Below are 19782 nucleotides of genomic sequence, written 5' to 3' on the forward strand. Positions count from 1 at the left end.
AAACACCTTTTGAAGCAGAACAAGAATTTTATCAAATTAAAAACGTGGCATAGGTCTTAGAAAAATTGTCCGACTTTTTGTTGCAAGTCCACCCGGCCAGTATAGCAACAATGGCCCCTTTGTTGCCCTTGGCCTTTTTATTGGTGATGATGGTATAGAGTTCCCCTTTAGAAAGGGCTGTTTCATCAATGGAGAGGTATTTGCCCATGTTCTCGGGGAATACAAGCCACTGTTTAGCATGTTTCTTGGCTTCCCACTCTTTAAAGTCGCTGAGATAATCCCTATACTGTCTCCCCAATTTTTTACCGTTAACGCCATAAAAGCTGCCAATGGTTTGGCAGTCATTGGCCTTAGTACTGACCAAGTACTTTTAAAAAAGCAGCGAACTCTATGGTCATTCGAGTTCCCTGTGCTACCAGATTCCAGTCTCTTTGGACTACTTCTTTAGTAGCCTTATCTAGCCAACGACGACGTTTGACATGAAGATAGACAGTTTTGCCACGCAGTGGAAAGTCTTGAACTGTAATCTCTTTGTGGAAACCATGAGAGATAATCATTTGTGATGAAAACTCTTTGGGGACACCCTTCTTCTCTTCAAAATATAAATGAAGGACTTTATCTTTAACTGTATTATCAACTAAATCAAAATGGGTTACTAGTATTTCTGGTAATACAAACTTCAGTAAATCAATATATGAATCCAATCTCTGTTTTTTTTTGCAAAGATTCAATTCTTAATTCAATTTACCCACAACTTTTGAGATTGATCCTGTATCTCTCTTTAAAAAGAATTTAAATTATCCCTAAAACAAAAAAGCATCCCAATTTTCTATAAAGAAAAAAGGAAAGCTTTCCATTGGTTTAACTACATAAACCTTTTGATAAACCCTAAGGCTTATCAAACAACACAACTTCTTTTAACTGCCAAAAAAAGCCTCAACTTGCGTTGAAGCTTCTCTGCAATCTTGCGGTCTGGACGGGACTCGAACCCGCGACCCCCTGCGTGACAGGCAGATATTCTAACCAACTGAACTACCAGACCGTTGCATTATTGCGGATGCAAATATACACGCCTTTTTTTATAAGTCAAATCTTTTTTTAAATTTTTTACCCATTAATTTAATCAAGAAAATTTTTGGCGTTCTATCAAGTAGGTTGTCAGGATATTATTAAAATCCTTATTAATATCTGCTTCCACATATTTTATTTTATACTGTGCGCATTTTAAACGTAAAGCTTCAAAATACACTGCTACCGATTGACTGTAACTTTCCTTAATGGTATCTGCATACAGATTAATATATTCCCCCGTTTCTAAATCAATAAAACGCTTGGGGTTATTATCAAAATCGAATTGTAATTCCTTCGCTTTGTCATACACATGAAACAAAATCACTTCATGTTTATTATATTTTAAATGCCTAAGCGCTTCAAATAATTTAGTATCATCTTCGATAGTTTGAAACATATCGGTAAACAAAAAAATCATGGAACGCCTATGGATTTTCTCAGCGACCTCATGCAAATACTTATAGGTTTCGGTTTTTTTGTTTAATGGTTTAGCTATAACGGTCTCACTTAAATGATTCAATAACATTTGGTGGTGTCGCTCACTACCTTTCTCTGGTGCATAGTAATCGTAATTATCGCTGTAAATACTTAGGCCTACTGCATCACGTTGTTTTTTTAAAATTTGCATTAACGAGGCAGCACCTAACACCGAAAATCCTATTTTGTTTAAATGCCCGATGGAAAACGAATTCGTTTTTGGATAATGCATCGAACTACTATTATCTAAGATAATATGGCAACGTAAATTCGTTTCATCATCATATCGTTTGATATATAGCTTATCGGTTTTGGCAAATAATTTCCAATCGATATGGCGGGTACTTTCTCCACGATTATAAATTTTATGCTCGGCAAACTCTGCTGAAAAGCCATGAAACGGACTTTTATGCATCCCGGCAATAAAACCCTCTACCACTTGCTTTGCAAGTAATTCTAGATTTTTAAATCCTTCGGCTTTATTGAGTTCGTGTTGAAGATTCACCAATTACCATTAAAACTGTTATATAACGCCATCAACAATACCATAGGCAACCGATTCTTCGGCTCCCATCCAATGGTCACGGTTAAAATCCTTCATTACTTTATCAAAATCCTGTCCGCAATTTTCGGCTATAATTTTGGCACTTAATTCTTTCGTTTTTAAAATCTCTTGAGCGGTAATTTCTATGTCACTGGCCTGCCCTCTTGCACCACCACTAGGCTGATGGATCATTACTCGAGCATGGGGCTGAATAAACCGCTTGCCTTTAGTGCCAACCGATAACAAAATAGAACCCATTGATGCGGCCAACCCAGTACAAATGGTAGAAACATCGCTTTTTAATGACCTTATACAATCGTAAATAGCAAATCCAGAGGTTACATAGCCTCCGGGACTATTAATGTACAATTGAATATCCTTTGTTTCTATTGCATCCAAATACATTAACCTATCTATAACGTGCTTGGCAGAATCATCATCAACCTGTCCCCACAGAAACACCTTACGATCCTCAATCAATTTACTATCTATAATATCCTGTACTTTCGATTTTTTACTCATGCTTATATAATTTTTATTATCAACTAAAATAAAAAAAGGTTTGCCATTACGACAAACCTTTTCAATTTTCTTTTTCTTTATAATTTACAATAGAGAATCTATTGCATCTGTATAGGCATTCTTAGGCGCTACACCAACTTGACGTCCTACCACTTCACCGTTTTGGAACACTAAAACCGTTGGAATATTTCTAACACCATACTTAGCGGCAAATTCTTGATTGGCATCTACATCTACCTTACCAACAACAGCTTTACCATCGTATTCGTCACTTATTTGCTCAATAATTGGTCCTACCATTCTACAAGGCCCACACCAAGCAGCCCAAAAATCTACCAAAACCGGTTTATCACTCTTCAAAACCGTTTCTTCAAACGTTGCATCTGTTATTTCTAATGCCATAATATTTATTTTTTATTCTTATTTATTTTTACAATGTCACAAAATTAGTCAAAAAAAACACTAAAGCTTACAAAGAAACAATTTGTTTTACTTATAGCTAAATTGTATTATTTTATTTTCTTGGGGCGCATAAACTAAGCTATCCATTATATCTATATATGAAGCGATCTCTACTAAAGGGGCCCAACTTTCCTAATTACAACTTACACTCTCAAAGTAATAAAACTTGACCTCTCCTTTGTTTCACAAAAAGGATGTTGCTACTATCCTTTGTAAAGTAATTACTTAATACGCAATAAAAACATTTAAAATACAAAAATCAGTATTCTAAAACTTCTGTATAAAACACCACAATTCTTTCAAACACATATTTATTATTAGGCATTTGAACTAAATACCAAATTTTAATTTAACTTAAAATGCACATGTTGTGCTTCCAGTTCATTGAGCAATTCTTGGCACACCTTTACTTTTTGCTTTCTGCTGGGCATAGTAAGTTTAATTTTCTCCTTGCTATCGTAAACCAAAAAGTTTAAAACCTGATTCCCAGGATGCATTTTAAGCAATTCATTTAACGCAGTAATGTTTTCGGCCTTTAAGTCATTAATATCTATTTGTATGGACAATTTTTTGGCATATTGCTCCATTACATCATGTAGCAACTGAAAATTATTGAACTGTAAGCGGGGATCACTTTTCTTTCCTGTATCCTTGTTCACCCAACCTTCACGTACAAAGGTTTTTACAAACACAAAATTGTTCTTCATTAAAAAGTGTCTAAATTTTAAATACTCTTCTCCAAAAATTCTAAACTCATAACTATCGGTGTAATCTTCAACGGTAAATAAAGCCCAACCCTTACCTTGTTTACTCACACGATGTTGCACATCGGTAACGACCCCTCCAAAAACCAATTCACGATTTACAAAAGGTTCAAGATTGTTGAACAAAGCTACTGTGGCATTACAAAACGTATTCATTTCTGTTTTAAAATCATCCAAAGGATGCCCAGAAATATAAATTCCAACCACTTCACGTTCTTTACCTAACTTCTCCATGGTCCCCCATTCTTCACAAGGTGGCACTTGAGGCTCAGCAATTTCTACACCAGTGGCATCACCAAACAAGCTCACTTGGGCCGAGTTTTCATTCTCCTGGTGTTTTGCCCCATACTTTATCGCCTTTTCCAAAAAAGTAATACCATCGCCATCATCATGAAAATATTGAGCACGATGAGTGTTTTTAAAACAATCAAATCCACCTGCTAAAGCCAAATTTTCAAAGGCTTTTTTATTGGCTGCCCGTAGATCGATACGCTTAGCTAAATCAAAAATAGATTTGTAATGACCTTCCTTTTTCCGGTTTTCCACAATGGTTTTAACAGCACCGTGCCCTACCCCTTTTATGGCACCCATCCCAAAACGTACCGCATTGTCCTGGTTTACCGAAAATTTATAATACGACTCATTAACATCGGGTCCCAAAACATTTAATTTCATTCGCTTACACTCTTCCATAAAAAAGGTAACCTGCTTAATATCGTTCATGTTATTAGAGAGCACCGCGGCCATATATTCGGCAGGGTAATGTGCTTTTAAATATGCCGTTTGGTAGGCGATCCATGCATAACAGGTAGAATGTGATTTATTGAATGCATAACTTGCAAAAGCTTCCCAATCTTTCCAAACTTTCTCCAAAATTTTTGCATCGTGCCCATTGGCACTAGCCTGTTCTATAAATTTAGGCTTCATCTTGTCGAGTACTGCTATTTGCTTTTTCCCCATTGCCTTACGTAGCACATCGGCTTCACCTTTAGTAAAATCAGCCAATTTTTGAGACAATAACATCACCTGCTCTTGATACACAGTAATACCATAAGTTTCCTTAAGGTATTCTTCCATTGCTGGTAAATCGTACTCAATATCTTCGTCGCCATGTTTTCTGCGCACAAAACTAGGTATGTACTCCATAGGTCCAGGACGGTATAGTGCATTCATGGCTATAAGGTCTTCAAATACAGTGGGCTTTAAATCGCGAAGGTGTTTTTGCATTCCGGGGGATTCATATTGAAACACTCCAACCGTTTCCCCACGCTGGAAGAGCGCATAGGTTTTTTCATCATCCAATGGAAAACTTTCAGGATCTAACTGAATGCCATGCTTTGCTTTAACAATCTTTACAGTATCCTTTATTAAGGTTAAGGTCTTTAACCCCAAGAAATCCATCTTTAAGAGTCCAGCCGATTCCACCACCGAGTTATCAAACTGAGTGACATACAAATCAGAATCCTTGGCAGTTGCAACAGGAACGAATTTGGTAATATCGTCTGGAGTAATAATGACACCACAGGCATGAATGCCCGTATTACGAACCGATCCTTCAAGTGTTCGTGCTGTATTGACCGTTTCAGCTTCTAAATCATCCCCCTCCGATATATTTAAAAGCTGATTGACCTTCTCTAAATCTTCTGCCCGGAACTTATTACTTAACTCCTTTTCATCCAACCCAAAAATCTTGTTAAGCTTGGACATGTTAGGTATAAGCTTGGCAATCCTATCGGCATCAAACAAAGGCAAATCCAATACCCGTGCCGTATCCCGTATGGAGGATTTAGCTGCCATAGTCCCATAGGTAATAATCTGCGCTACCTGATTGGCACCATACTTCTTAATTACGTATTCCATGACCCTGCCCCTACCTTCATCATCAAAATCGATATCGATATCGGGCATACTAATACGGTCAGGATTCAAGAAACGCTCAAAAAGCAAATCGTACTTTAAGGGATCTATATTGGTAATCCACAAACAATAGGCCACCACCGAACCTGCTGCAGAACCTCGTCCAGGGCCAACCGACACATTCATGTTTCGTGCTTCACGAATAAAGTCTTCTACAATTAAAAAGTACCCTGGATACCCTGTGTTTTTAATAACCTGAAGCTCGAAATCAATTCGCTCCCTAACCTCATCTGAAAGTTCTTCACCATATCGCTTCTTGGCGCCTTGGTAAGTTATATGTCTTAAGTAGGCATTTTCACCGCGCTTACCTCCATCTATCAAATCCTCCTCGTACTTAAATTCATCGGGAATATCAAAGGCAGGCAGCAATACATCGCGGGCCAGTTGATAGACTCCTACCTTATCGACAATCTCCTGAATATTAAAAACGGCTTCTGGAATATCCCGAAACAATTGCTTCATCTCCTCCGAAGACTTAAAATAATACTCTTGGTTGGGAAGTCCATAGCGGTATCCTCGACCACGACCAATAGGTGTCGCCTGTTTTTCTCCGTCTTTAACACAGAGTAAAATATCATGTGCATTGGCATCATCCTTCTTTTGATAATAAGTATTGTTGGTGGCTACCAGCTTAACATCATGCTTTCTCGCCAATTCAATTAGAGTCGGATTAACCCGATCTTCATCCTCTTGGTCGTGACGCATAAGCTCAATATAGAGATCGTCCCCAAACTCTGCTTTCCACCACAACAGAGCTTCTTCTGCTTGACTTTCACCTACATTTAACACTTTACTGGGAACCTCTCCATACAAATTCCCTGTAAGCACAATTAAATGGTCTTTATATTGCTGAATCAGTTTTTTATCCACTCGAGGCACATAATAAAAACCATCCACAAACGCATGTGAAGACAGTTTAGCCAAATTGTGATAACCATTCTTGTTTTTTGCCAACAAAACGATTTGATAACCGTTATCCTTTCTGGTTTTATCCAAATGATTTTCACAAACAAAAAATTCACACCCAACAATAGGTTTTATTAATTTTTTTTCTGAAGGTTCGCCATTGGTTTCAGCAGCTTCTATACTGGCTTTTATACTGCTGTTCTGCCTATTTACGGCATTCACAAAATGAAATGCCCCCATCATATTGGCGTGATCGGTTAGGGCTACTGCCGGCATGTTATGTTCGGCTGCAGCCGAAACGATATCAGCCACACTCATGGTAGATTGCAAAACCGAAAACTGCGAATGGTTGTGTAGGTGAACAAAATCGACCTCGGCCAAATCGGAAACATTCTGCTTAATTTCCTCTTTTGAAATCGCTGATTCTTCCTGCTTATCTAAACGCTCACGGATTTTAGCACTTTCCTGTTTTAAGTTGATGTGCTTTAAGCCAATAAGCTGAATGGTATCTGGGTTAGCTTCTGTAAATTTCTCAAAATAAGCTGCTTCAACATCCAGTTCTTCCTTGGTATACTCCCTTAAACGCACCAACTCTAAAAAGCAACGCGTAGTGGCTTCCACATCGGCAGTAGCGTTATGTGCTTCGGCAAATGGTTCATTAAACAAATATTCATGTAGTTCGGTAAGTGTTGGTAATTTAAACTTGCCGCCTCGACCTCCAGGTATTTTACACAGTTCGGCCGTATGCTCGGTACAGGTATCTAAAACAGGAAGTTCCTGCAACGGATTGGCCACATCGCCCCGCACAAACTCAGCTCCCATAATATTAAGGTCGAACTTAACATTTTGGCCTACTATAAACTTCGTCCTACTCAAAATAGCATTAAACTTCTCCAACACCTCAGCCAAAGGCACACCCTGTTTTTGTGCCAACTCGGTTGAAATACCATGTACTTTTTCTGCATCATAAGGAATATTGAAGCCTTCAGGTTGAATTAAATAATCCTGATGGTCAATACAATTACCCATCTCATCATGTAACTGCCAAGCTATTTGTACACATCGTGGCCAGTTATCTACATCTGTTATGGGCGCTTCCCATCGTTTTGGTAATCCAGTAGTTTCGGTATCGAAAATTAAATACATTCTGCAAGTTTATATGTTGATGTTTTTATTCGCTTTAACCAAAAACGAAGTGTATAAAAATACATAGATTTTCCACTTTATAGGAATGAAGTTATAAACAGTTTTAAACAGAATATAAACTACAATCATTTATGTATAATGGTATAAAAAAACTACTAAAAAAACCTTTTAAAAAGTTTTATAATCCAGTGTAATTAAAAAGTAAATGCTCCCTTAACGTTAATTAAAAAAAAGATGTTATCTTAATGCTTATTTTAGATCTAAAAATGACATTTGTCATAGTATAGGGTACCATAACATTTTATTTTTGTTCATAATTATCATATAATAAATATCATCATGAAAAATTTAAAGCTCATCGTTAACTTGATTGTTGTCACATCTAGTTTAATGTTTTTCCAATGTACAAGTGATTACACCGCAATTCCAGGTCAAGATGGAGAGAACGGGACTAATGGTATAAACGGAGTTGATGGCATTGACGGCATTGACGGTGTTGGCACTCAAGTCTGTATAGATTGTCACTCTGATACCCACCGTAGCGGTATTTGGGATGCCTACTTAACTTCAAACCACGGTGGTGATCCGGCGTATTCTTATGAATCTTGGGATAAAGGTACTAGAGAAAGTTGTGCTTCATGTCATAACAACGAAGGTTTTATAGATTATATTGAAACTGGTGCTGTAGCGGTTGGTGGTTATGGTGTATCAAACCCATTATCATGTAACGGATGCCATGATTCCCACAGTTCATTTGATTTTGAAAACGATGGCAATGATATGGCCGTAAGAACTGCCGCGCCAGTTGACTTTAAAGTATTTGCTGAAGATCCCAATCTAGATGATTACATTTTAGATTATGGCAATGCCAGTAACCTATGTGCCAACTGCCACCAGCCAAGAAGAGGAACACCTACACCTGATGCCAATGGCAAATATATGAACACCAGTACACACTGGGGTCCTCACCACGGTCCACAAACGGCTTTATTGGAAGGTTTATTAGGAGCTTATACTACATTTACTTTAGTTGAGGCCATCCCTGCTGTTAAGCAAGCTAAGCATAGAACTGATACCGGTAGCTGTGTTGATTGCCACATGCGCCATACCACAGACGGTTCCTATGGACATAGTTGGAATCCTACCAGAAATAATTGTTCAAGTTGCCACGGTGGTCCAGTCGAAGAATTAAAAGTGACCGGGTTAGAAGAAGACATGGATACCTTAGGCCATTTATTAGAGCAAGTTGTTGGTCAAGCAATAGCTAGAGATGCTAATGGTGATTACCAACCTGTTTTTGAAGCTGATGGCGTGACGCCTGTGCCAGTTGTAGGAATTGTACATTACGATGCTGGTGATGATGCATGGCACCCTGTGCGAGGACTATTTGACTTAAAAGCTGCTGAAGCCGCCTGGAACTTCCTGTTTATTTTAGAAGATAGAAGTAAGGGTATCCACAATCCTGATTATGCAAAATCATTGATTAAAAATTCGATAGCTAACTTACAATAATATATTAGTTACAATAGTATGGCCCTAAGGACCATACTATTGTAACCCCTTTAATTGAGTAGGTATATCAATTTTATATAAAATTGAAGTTGACTATTTAAAGTTAAAAATTAATTAAAATGAAAAAACTATTTAAAATAGTTCTCGTAAGCATTATCCCACTAGTCCTATTTTCATGTTATTACGATGAATTTCCTGAAGTTATAGAAGACGGTGATGTGGTTATCGATCCTGGAACTGACGTTTCGTTTAAAGATGATATTGCTCCAATATTTGTAACATACAATTGTACACAATGCCATGGTGCTTCCGGACAAAGTCCAGATTTAACAGCTGGCAATGAATATGCTTCTTTAATTTCGGGATATGTTGTTCCTAAAAATAGCAGCGCGAGCAAACTATACACTACATTGGTAGATGGTCATAGAAATGTTGATGCTAATTCTATAGCCTTGATTAAAAAGTGGATTGATGATGGTGCCGAAAATAACTAACCTTAAAGATGTTACAATGAAAAAGTATAAAATATTACTGTTTGTCTTGTTAATTATTCCTGCTTTGTGCTTTTCACAAAAAAAGGCTAAAGACTCCATTGTTGAAAAACCTGCCCGGCCTGCTTTTGAAAGTGCCACATTAATTGATAATGCCTCTAACGTATTGTTCAATAAAAACACTTTAGAAGTTATGATGCAACACAGGTTTGGGCTTATTGAAGAAAAAAATTCTTTAGCTGGAATTTATGGTGCGAATTCAAATATTAGGATTGCTTTGTCTTATGCTGTATTAGATTGGGTAACTGTAGGATACGGTATTACCAAAAAGAATAGAATAAGTGACTTTAGCTTAAAAGTTGGTTTATTAAAACAAACGCGATCTGGAAGTATGCCCGTAAGCATCAGTTATTTTGGAAATATGGCCATAGATGGACGCTCTTTTGACACTAAATACCCTAATGGAGATCCTATTCCTCCTGATGCTAATAACGGTCCATTTTTAATAAGACAAGATCGATATTCCTACTTCCACCAACTAATAATTGCTAAAAGGTTTAATTCAAACCTCTCACTGCAAATTGCTCCAAGTTTATCCCATTTTAATGTCGTTAATTATAACGACGTAAATTCCCGCAAAGAAAATGATAGACTTTCTATAGCCTTTGGTGGGCGATATAAGGTAAGCCCTCAAACAGCGCTAATATGTGATGTTAGTGCCCCTATAACAAAGTTAAATGACAATAAATACAATATTACAGGGTTTAGTTTTGGTGCTGAGTTTTCTACATCAGCTCATGCCTTTCAAATATTTATCACCAACTTTAATGGCATATTACCTCAATATAACTACATGAAAAACACCAATGACTTTTTTAATGGAGGTGCTTTGATTGGTTTTAATATTACCCGTAATTATAATTTTTAAGATGTCATGAAAAATAAATTTGGTAAAGGAAATCAACTTTCAAGAAGAGGCTTTTTACCCATTTTAGGCGGTAGTTTATTATTGCCCTTTTTGGGAATGGGCAGTCAAAATAAGAGTTCTACTAAACCCCAAGATGAAGAAGAAGGGTATCAAACCTTATTAAAACCCGATGGTACTACCGTTAAGGTTAAGGTTAGTACAATAAAAGAGTCTAAAATCATCAAGAAAGACATATCAAATAAATCCTTTCTTAAGTGGCTAGGAAAAAACAGTAATGTATAGTTGAAACTTCATTTGTTATGGAAGATAATAAAAAAAACTCCAGACGTAAATTTCTCGATAAGGGCCTTAAGTTAGGATTTGTATCTGCTATTGGAGGACTTGGGCTGTCCCATCTTTCTGAAAAATTAAGCGCTTCCAATAAAGACAACAGTGTCGAAAAATTGGAATTAATGACTACTGATGGTTCAATAATTCAAGTAGATGCTTCGGAAGTTGAGGAAGTAAAACACTCTGATCATCATGAGACCAAATATAATGTACGTGAAGGAATTCCTAATCGTAAATTTGTTATGGTTATTGATTTGGCCAAATGTAAAAATGCCTTAAAATGTGTAAGTGCGTGCAATAAACATCACTATGTAACTGGTGAAAACGCCTGGCTAAAGGTACATAAAATGCAGGAATCCAAAGATACAGCACCCTATTGGATGCCGAGAACCTGTATGCATTGCGATCAACCTGCCTGTGTTACGGTTTGCCCAGTTGATGCTACCTTCAAAAGAAGGGATGGATTGGTTTTAATTGACAACGAACGTTGTATTGGCTGTCGTTTTTGTATGGCGGCCTGTCCATACTCAATACGGGTGTTTAATTGGAGTGAACCTGAACAGGGCGAAATGAGTGAGATTACCCTCAATATGATGGATATGGGCCATGAGAATCCATCTATTGAATATGCCGGTGTTCCAAGCAGAAAGGGAACTCCTGATAAATGTGACTTTTGCCCTCACCAAATTAATGAAAATCAATTACCACATTGTGTAACAGCTTGTCCCAATGGTGTATTCTACTTTGGGGACAAATATGAAGATACCGTGACCAATGGAGAAGAAACATTACGCCTTAGCAAATTACTTAAGGATAAGGCAGGTTATAGGTTATTAGAAGAATTAGGTACTGCTCCAAGTGTTTATTATTTACCTCCTGTAGATCGATTGGTCGATTTTGAGAAAGGACTAGAAAATTATACCGAATTTGAATCGGTAGAACAGCCAACATCTCATGAAAAACCTGAATAATTATGAAAAATTATGATACGCTTCTAGAAAAATTAGCTCCTAGAAAATTTGGCAAAAGGGGCAATGTATGGATAATTTTTTTAATCATCATTATTGTACTTGGGCTCATTGCTTATATCGATCAAGTAAGAACTGGGCAGGTGGTGACCAATATGAGAGATTATGCACTTTGGGGTATTTACATATCAAATTTTGTGTTTTTTGTGGCAACAAGTTTTGTAGGGTCGGTTACTGTGGCCGTTTTAAGATTAACGAATAATTCTTGGAGAACCCCTTTAGTTAGAATTGCTGAAATTATTACGTTTGCATCTATTGTGATGGCCGGTTTGACCATCATGATAGATATGGGACGTCCTGATAGATTGTTAAATCTTTTTATTCACGCAAGATTACAATCTCCAATTACTTGGGATGTTATTATTATTCCAACAACTATAGCCTTAAGTTTTCTCTTACTATATTTCCCTCTATTACCCGATTTGGCCATACTTAAAAAATTCTATGAGAAGACAAAACCTAAGTTTAGCAAATGGTATGGAAAACTTTCTTTAAACTGGACGGGGAGTAAAAGTCAAAAATCAATACAAGAAAAATCCATTAAAATTATTGCTATATTAATTATCCCTGTTAGTATTATTTTACAAACTATAGATGCCTGGTTATTTTCTACCACTTATAGAATTGGTTGGGATAGCACCAATATGGGGGCCTATTTTATTTCAGGAGCTTTTGTTGCAGGACTGGGTGCATTAGTTACAATGGTTTACATTATAAGAAAGGTTAGAGGTTTAGAACATTTTATTACAGACTATCATTTTGATAAACTAGGTAAATTCTTGGCATTAGCTTGTCTTACTTACCTCTACTTTAACATTAATGAGTATTTAATTCCAATATTTACGGCTCCAGTTGAAGAAGACATCCACTTAAGTGCCTTGGTTTCTGGAGAGTGGGCGCCTTTATTTTGGTTTGCACAAATAATTGGTCTGGTATTACCTCTTATTATTTTATTGTTTAAGAAGGGACGAAAGCCAATCCCCATGCTCCTTGTTGGTTTAATGGTCGTTATTGGTTCGTGGTGGAAACGTTACATTATTGTTATTCCTACGTTATTACATCCTTTTTTACCTATTGAAGGTGTTCCAGAATCATGGCATCATTATTTCCCAAGTGCCCATGAATGGATAATCACTTTTGCAACTCTAGCCATGGCTTTATTAATTATTACATTATTCGTTCGTTATTTACCCGTAATACCTATTCAACGAACTGCAGATGAAAATGACATGACATTAAATAAGAAAAATACTGAATCATGAAACATATGCTAAAATATCCTTTTGTTTTTCTAGTATTTACCGGAATGTTTTTATCCTCCTCGGGATTTCATTCAATTTATGCACAAAATGCCAAAAAGAATACTGTAAGGTTAAAAGTAGATTACACTAAAATCATGGATAGTGTGTCCTATTTCAATATAAAAGCATTTTCACGAATAAATCGAGAAAACATTGATGTCCCTAATATCGATTTATCTGTTTTCAATGAAATAGATGAGGAAAAGACCCTATTGGGAACTGTTAAAACTAATATGCATGGTATATGTAAATTTGTTTTAAAAAATTTCGATTCGATAAAATCCGATTCAACCAGTACTTACAATTTTGTTGTGTCTTTTAAAGGAAATGATTCATACAAAAAAGCCTCAAAAAGTATAAGCTTTAAAGATGCCAGCATTACAACAAAATTAATATCCAAGGATAGCATCAATTATATAAGTGCTACACTAAAAGAAACTAAAACAGATAGTGTTTTAAGTGGCCAAATGCTTAATGCTCAAGTCCAAAGATTATTTAAACCTTTAAAAATTGGCAAAGAATTTAATATTACAGACAAAAATGGATCAATTATTGCAGCAATTGATAATGACATACCTGGTGTTAATGGAAATTTGGTTATTGAGGTTGTATTAAGCGATAGTGAAGAATACGGAACTGTAAAGGCACTTGTTAATGCACCCATTGGTATACCTATAATAGATGAATCTACGTTCGACGATAGAACGATGTGGTCGCCAAGAAATAAAACACCTTTGTTTTTATTAATATTCCCTAACTTAGTAATATTTGGAATTTGGGGATTTATTATATATTTATTTGTCAATTTATTTAAAATATCTAAATCTTAATTATTTAATTATGAAAACATTAAAAACATTAACACTTATTGGAGTTATTATATTTAGTTTATATTCTTTTACCTCCGTTTTTCAGGATGGCTGGAATATTCCAGAAGAATATGTTAATATGAAAAACCCAACCAATCCTGATGAGGACCTTGCCATAGGCAAATCGTTGTACTCTAAACATTGTAAATCTTGTCATGGTAATGAGGGATACGGTGATGGGCCTAAAGCAGCAGATATGAATGGAGACTTGGGAGACTTTTCCAGTGAAGAGTTCCAAGAACAAACAGATGGTGTACTTTTCTACAAAACATCGTTCGGAAAAGATGATATGCCCGAATACACAAAAAAAATTCCTGACGATGAGGACAGATGGCTAATAGTAAATTATATGAGAACGTTGGCCGAATAATTTTTTTGCTTCAATTTAAAAAAACCGAACTAAATGTTCGGTTTTTTTATTTTATGAGTGTTAAACCAAATGTCTATGTATTTCATTAAAGAGGTAAAAAACTAAACATGACATAAGTCATTAAATTTTAGTTTATTACATGTTACATTTAATCTTTATTAAGATTAATGGTTTAATTCAAATATTAATTATGGAAGACAATAAACTAAGTTTGGACTCCAGAAGAGGGTTTTTAAAAAAACTATCTACCGGAAGTGTTCTTGCTGCAACTGGGTTAGCTTTTAACCCTCTTTCATCCTGCAAGGATAAGTCGACAGAAAAAACAACCTTATTAACTCCAGATGGAAAACTTGTTCAAGTGCCAAATTCTGAAATTGAATCCATGGAACACTTATATCATGGAGCACCTCCTGAAGAAGCACGTAAAGGAATTCCCGGAAAAAAGTTTGTCATGGTTGTCGATTTAAGTAAATGTAAGAATGCAAGAAAATGTGTTCAGGCCTGTGACAAACATCACAATTTAACACCTGATCGGCCTTATATAAAGGTTCTTGAAATGAAAGACAATGAAGAGTCCTCACCTTATTGGCTACCGAAAAAATGCTTCCAGTGCGATAACCCCCCTTGTGTGAAAGTTTGTCCAGTTGGAGCCACATTTAAGCGTTCAGACGGTATTGTACTCATTGATAATGAACGCTGTATTGGTTGTCGCTTTTGTATGGCAGCCTGTCCTTATTCTGCAAGAGTATTCAATTGGGGTAACCCTCCTGAAGGTAAACTAGACCTTCCATATTCACCTGAAACAAGTTTACCAAGCAAACAGGGTACGGTGGCTAAATGCGACTTTTGTCCAGATATGCTACGTCAAGACAAACTACCACATTGTGTTACCTCGTGCCCAAATGGTGTAATCTATTTTGGGAATGAGCTTGAAGACTCTGTAACAAACGGAGAAGAGACCGTTAGATTAAGTACACTTTTAAAAGATAAAGCAGGTTACCGATATATGGAAGAACTTGGAACAAAACCCAGAGTTTATTATTTACCACCTGTTGATCGACTCTTCCCTTTTGAAAAAGAAAATTCTGAAAACAGTGCGTCATGAATACGAAAATAGAACATAATCAAGAGTTTAAAGATAGAAGAGAAAAAGATCTTTTAAGACATATATTAAAAACCTCTTGGCGTTATAAACTATGGATAGCGTTTTTAATTCTTATTATTTTATTAGGAATGTATGGCTATTATAGACAGTTAAAATATGGTTTGATAGTTACAGCAATGAGAGATTATACATCTTGGGGTATTTATATTTCCAATTTTGTTTTCTTTGTTGCAATTAGCTTAGTAGGCTCTCTTTTTAGTTCCATATTAAAGCTTAACAAAAATGAATGGTCTAAACCACTTACAAGAATTTCAGAGATTATTGCAGTATCTGCTATTATATGCGCTATTGTAATAATAATTGTGGATATGGGTAGACCAGATAGATTCTTTTATGTTATCAGATATTTAAGAATTCAGTCGCCAATTATATGGGATGTTATTATTATCTCAACATATTTGGTAATAAGTTTAATATTACTTTATATTTCTTTACTTCCTGATCTTGCTCTCTGTCGTGATCGATTAAAAGCAATTCCAAATTGGAAAAAGAAATTATACAGAGTTTTGGCCATTAATTGGCAAAACGATCCAAGACAAGTGACCATGCTTCAAAAGGTGACTAAAATTTTAGCCATTTCTGTTCTACCAGTAGCATTTGCTATTCACACCGTAACATCATGGCTATTTGCTACAACATGGCGCCCTGGGTGGGATAGCACTAACTTAGGGCCCTACTTCGTTTCAGGCGCATTTATGGCAGGTGCAGCAGCCATTATTATAGCCATGTACTTTATAAGAAAGTCCATTAATCTTAAGGCTTATATTACAGAAGCCCATTTTGATAAAATGGGTAAACTTTTAGTTTTATTATCATTGGTATACCTGTACTTTAACATTAACGAATATTTAGGACCAGCATTTAAAATGGTTGGTGTAGAGGGAGAACACATAACGGAGTTATTTGTTGGCAACTATGCTCCTATGTATTGGTTTGTTCAATTGGGGGGCCTCGTTTTTCCTATTGTATTATTACTTTTTAAAGGCATGCGCAGGTCCTTGCCAATATTTATAATCTCAATATTTATAATATTAGGGGCCTGGTTTAAACGTTTTTTAATTGTAATACCTTCTTTACAACATCCTTATTTACCAATACAAGGGGTAGATGAATCGTACTTACACTATAATCCAACATGGGAAGAATGGACTATTACTTTTGCATCATTTGCTTGGTTTTTATTAATTATTACGGTCCTTATCAAACTATTTCCTGTAATACCCATACAGAAGCATGAACACCTTTCAAAACGTCACCCAATACTAAATTTTTAAAATATGAAAACAGCGATTTATAACATTAGTTGGGTTTTAAAAATATCGTATTCAGTTCTATTTATTTTTTTAAACTTTTATACGGTATCAGGCCAAGAGGATGATACTATGGAAGATGCAAAAATAGCATTGTCGTTTAATGAAGATGCCGACTCTAAAATCATAATAGCCACAGCAACCAATTTTAACAACGATCCAATAGAAGACCTTGAACTATATTTTTACGTAAAAAGAACCTTTAGTAATCTGCCAATTGGTGATATATTCAATGTCACTGACGAAACAGGGACAGTTAAAGTTGTGTTTCCCAATGATCTTCCAGGCGATTCAGAAGGCAATGTCACCATTTTGGTTAAAATTATAGATTCTGATCTTTACAACGAGCAAACTATTGAAACCAAGAAAAAGTGGGGAGTCCCATCACCTTCACCAGATCAATTAGACGAAAAGAGGTCTCTATGGGCCGCAGCAGCCAATGCTCCTATCCCGCTTATTCTAATCATTAGTGCATTAATTTTTTCTATTTGGTTTATAATCTTTTATATTATATATACATTATTTAAAATAAGTAAAATAAGAATCATAAAGTCATAACCATACTATACAAAATCAAAAAATACCACATATAGACCCACCCGTTCAAAGTAATATTATAAAAAACTTAGTATCGAATAACATGTTATTCGATACTATTTCTATTGAATTGTTATAAACAAAGACCAAATGATTAGCTGCTATCGATAATAACTACCCGAATAAACAAGCGTAGAATTGATAAAAAACAGTTTCAAATGGAAGACGGGTAAATTTTCTTTATAGTATGATTTATAACAAGGCGCAACCCAAAAGGGTTGCGCCTTGTTATTAAGTTATGATTACTATTAGGACACCAATTCCTCTTTTACTTTAGCCGTATTAATGGCTGCTTGTATAGCACTTTTATGCTTAAACAACATGGTATCAACACTTGGCGGCAATGTTCTATCCTGTAATACTTCAAGATATTCTTCTAAATTATCTTCCTCGCCCCTAATGGCTTCTTCCAAAATAGCTTCTTCATCGTTGGAGGAGAGTAAAGCCTTAAGGCTAGTCCAATTTCTATGAACAATCCCTTTAAAACTCCCTGAGTCTTTTGGCTCTTCACCATAGCGAAGAATCTCTGTTCTTAATTCTTTGGCAAATTCACTTCTTTCTGTAGCGCGTCTTTTAAAGAATATTTTTAAGTCTGGACTATCGACTGTTTCAGCCGCATTTAAATACCCCTTTTCAGCATCATAGTTTTTTACTAATAATTCATTTAATTTGTTTGAAATTTTCTCTGTAAACTTCATAATATCATTTTCATTTTAAATTTCAATATTTTTTTTAAAGATGCGTATTGTTTCACATCTGCACCAATAATATAGGGTTGTAAACAGGTTTTGTCAAACCCTTTAACAAAGTTTAATAATGCTTTAGGGGAATATTAACACCTTAGGCTTCAATTTATGTTAATTTATCATAAATTAGATTTTTAAATTTTAAGACTCATGAAGATCAACTATTTTTTAATCGCACTTACCATTATACTTTCTTTTAGTTGTAAAAACAATTCTATTCCCTTATATATTGGCACATATACTGATGGCGAAAGTGAGGGTATTTACAGTTTTAAATTCAATATGGAAACAGGTGAACTGATCAACAAAACCCTAGTCGCCAAAACTGAAAACCCTTCGTTTATAACCTATGCCCCAAACAAAGATTACATATATGCTGTTAATGAAAATGAGAACGGCTCAGTATCGGCTTTTAAAGTGAATTCAAATTCGTTAACTCTATTGAATAAAGTTTCCAGTAAGGGGGCACACCCATGTCATATTTCTATTAATGAAACGGGAAACAAAGCCGTAGTTTCTAATTATTCAGGCGGTAACTTTTCCATATTCAACGTTAAAAATAATGGGGAATTAAGTGACGCTTTGCAAGTTTTGGAGCATAATACTGATAGTATTGTGTCGCATGCCCATTCTGCCCAATTTTTAGGTGATGACTTGTACGCTGCCGATTTAGGGAAAAATGGGGTTTTCCAATACCAACTAGTAAATGGTACTTACAGAGAAGTTTCCTCATCGATTGTACCCATGCAACCTAATTCAGGACCAAGACATTTTGCTATAACAAAGGATGGCAATTTCATCTATATTATAAACGAACTATCCAGCACCATTACTTCAGGCAAAAAAACCAAAAGTGGTTTTGAACCTATTGAAACCCTTTCTACCCTAGCCCATGATTTTAATGGCGACAGCTATTGTGCCGACATTCACCTTTCTGCAGACGAACAATTTTTATACGGGTCGAACCGAGGAGAAAACTCCATTGTTGTGTTTAAAAGAGAGCCTTTAAATGGCACTCTTGAAAAAATCCAGAACACAAGTGTTCATGGCGATTGGCCCAGAAACTTTACCTTGGATCCTACAGGTAAATTTTTATTGATTGCCAATCAACGCAGTCATAATATTACGGTGTTTAGCATAGACCAAACCAATGGAACACTTACCTTCTTGCAAGAGGTAAAGATGGATTCTCCAGTATGTTTGTTGTTTTAAATGAATTTTTGATTATTCAAGATCACTGCCGTCCAAAAGTTTTTGAAAACGGGCAATAAAGTTTCTGTGTCCCTTTGTTTATAGGGGCATAATTAATTGTTTGCTGGAATTATC

Annotated in this window: 19 protein-coding genes and 1 tRNA gene; 12 read left to right on the forward strand and 8 right to left on the reverse strand. The window is 35.8% G+C overall.

What is annotated here, in order from left to right:
• Window positions 1–31: 31 nt before the first annotated feature.
• From K7G79_RS13840 to dnaE, 7 genes are all read right to left on the reverse strand, one after another.
• Entirely contained in the window at window positions 32–364 is a 333-nt protein-coding gene (locus K7G79_RS13840; protein WP_223552194.1) for a hypothetical protein, read from the reverse strand.
• Window positions 351–704, reverse strand: a complete 354-nt coding sequence (locus K7G79_RS13845; RefSeq protein WP_223552195.1) for a transposase family protein — start codon at window positions 702–704, stop codon at window positions 351–353. Before K7G79_RS13845 ends, K7G79_RS13840 begins: the two co-directional genes overlap by 14 nt.
• A gap of 264 nt (window positions 705–968) precedes the next feature.
• Window positions 969–1042: transfer RNA gene (locus K7G79_RS13850), tRNA-Asp, on the reverse strand.
• Window positions 1043–1123: 81 nt separating this feature from the next.
• Window positions 1124–2053 (reverse strand): DUF58 domain-containing protein, encoded by a 930-nt coding sequence (locus tag K7G79_RS13855; protein WP_223552196.1) that lies wholly within the window; start codon window positions 2051–2053, stop codon window positions 1124–1126.
• A gap of 18 nt (window positions 2054–2071) precedes the next feature.
• Complete coding sequence (locus K7G79_RS13860; protein ID WP_223552197.1) at window positions 2072–2614, reverse strand: ClpP family protease; 543 nt, start codon at window positions 2612–2614, stop codon at window positions 2072–2074.
• Between the two features lie 84 nt (window positions 2615–2698).
• Entirely contained in the window at window positions 2699–3016 is a 318-nt protein-coding gene (trxA, locus tag K7G79_RS13865; protein ID WP_167917628.1) for a thioredoxin, read from the reverse strand.
• A gap of 404 nt (window positions 3017–3420) precedes the next feature.
• Window positions 3421–7809 carry a DNA polymerase III subunit alpha gene (gene dnaE, locus K7G79_RS13870; RefSeq protein WP_223552198.1) on the reverse strand — a complete coding sequence of 1463 codons (4389 nt, stop codon included), beginning with the start codon at window positions 7807–7809 and terminating at the stop codon, window positions 3421–3423.
• Window positions 7810–8148: 339 nt separating this feature from the next.
• On the opposite strand from dnaE, the gene K7G79_RS13875 reads away from it, so the two are divergent.
• The 11 genes from K7G79_RS13875 (at window position 8149) to K7G79_RS13925 (ending at window position 17671) form a co-directional block, all read left to right on the forward strand.
• Window positions 8149–9321, forward strand: a complete 1173-nt coding sequence (locus tag K7G79_RS13875; RefSeq protein ID WP_223552199.1) for a hypothetical protein — start codon at window positions 8149–8151, stop codon at window positions 9319–9321.
• Window positions 9322–9440: 119 nt separating this feature from the next.
• Window positions 9441–9815, forward strand: coding sequence for a hypothetical protein (locus K7G79_RS13880; protein WP_223552200.1), 375 nt, complete (start codon window positions 9441–9443; stop codon window positions 9813–9815).
• Window positions 9816–9831: 16 nt separating this feature from the next.
• Window positions 9832–10740 (forward strand): DUF5777 family beta-barrel protein, encoded by a 909-nt coding sequence (locus tag K7G79_RS13885; protein WP_223552201.1) that lies wholly within the window; start codon window positions 9832–9834, stop codon window positions 10738–10740.
• A gap of 6 nt (window positions 10741–10746) precedes the next feature.
• A complete protein-coding gene (locus K7G79_RS13890; protein ID WP_223552202.1) occupies window positions 10747–11022 on the forward strand; it encodes a hypothetical protein in 276 nt (91 codons plus the stop codon).
• Window positions 11023–11039: 17 nt separating this feature from the next.
• Window positions 11040–12041, forward strand: a complete 1002-nt coding sequence (locus K7G79_RS13895) for a 4Fe-4S dicluster domain-containing protein (protein WP_223552203.1) — start codon at window positions 11040–11042, stop codon at window positions 12039–12041.
• 2 nt (window positions 12042–12043) lie between these two features.
• Entirely contained in the window at window positions 12044–13360 is a 1317-nt protein-coding gene (gene nrfD / locus K7G79_RS13900) for an NrfD/PsrC family molybdoenzyme membrane anchor subunit (RefSeq protein WP_223552204.1), read from the forward strand.
• Window positions 13357–14229: a hypothetical protein gene (locus K7G79_RS13905; RefSeq protein ID WP_223552205.1), complete on the forward strand. Its 873-nt coding sequence runs from the start codon at window positions 13357–13359 to the stop codon at window positions 14227–14229. Before nrfD (K7G79_RS13900) ends, K7G79_RS13905 begins: the two co-directional genes overlap by 4 nt.
• A 10-nt stretch (window positions 14230–14239) precedes the next feature.
• Window positions 14240–14638, forward strand: coding sequence for a cytochrome c (locus K7G79_RS13910; protein ID WP_223552206.1), 399 nt, complete (start codon window positions 14240–14242; stop codon window positions 14636–14638).
• Window positions 14639–14777: 139 nt separating this feature from the next.
• A complete protein-coding gene (locus tag K7G79_RS13915) occupies window positions 14778–15743 on the forward strand; it encodes a 4Fe-4S dicluster domain-containing protein (protein ID WP_223552207.1) in 966 nt (321 codons plus the stop codon).
• Window positions 15740–17077 carry an NrfD/PsrC family molybdoenzyme membrane anchor subunit gene (gene nrfD, locus K7G79_RS13920; protein WP_223552208.1) on the forward strand — a complete coding sequence of 446 codons (1338 nt, stop codon included), beginning with the start codon at window positions 15740–15742 and terminating at the stop codon, window positions 17075–17077. Before K7G79_RS13915 ends, nrfD (K7G79_RS13920) begins: the two co-directional genes overlap by 4 nt.
• A gap of 3 nt (window positions 17078–17080) precedes the next feature.
• Window positions 17081–17671, forward strand: a complete 591-nt coding sequence (locus K7G79_RS13925; RefSeq protein ID WP_223552209.1) for a hypothetical protein — start codon at window positions 17081–17083, stop codon at window positions 17669–17671.
• 287 nt (window positions 17672–17958) lie between these two features.
• On the opposite strand, the gene K7G79_RS13930 is transcribed toward K7G79_RS13925, so the two are convergent.
• A complete protein-coding gene (locus K7G79_RS13930; protein ID WP_223552210.1) occupies window positions 17959–18408 on the reverse strand; it encodes a PA2169 family four-helix-bundle protein in 450 nt (149 codons plus the stop codon).
• A gap of 198 nt (window positions 18409–18606) precedes the next feature.
• On the opposite strand from K7G79_RS13930, the gene K7G79_RS13935 reads away from it, so the two are divergent.
• Window positions 18607–19668, forward strand: coding sequence for a lactonase family protein (locus K7G79_RS13935; RefSeq protein ID WP_223552211.1), 1062 nt, complete (start codon window positions 18607–18609; stop codon window positions 19666–19668).
• Window positions 19669–19782: the final 114 nt, after the last annotated feature.

Origin of the sequence: Aestuariivivens sp. NBU2969, assembly GCF_019931125.1 — a bacterium.
GTDB classification, from domain to species: domain Bacteria; phylum Bacteroidota; class Bacteroidia; order Flavobacteriales; family Flavobacteriaceae; genus Aestuariivivens; species Aestuariivivens marinum.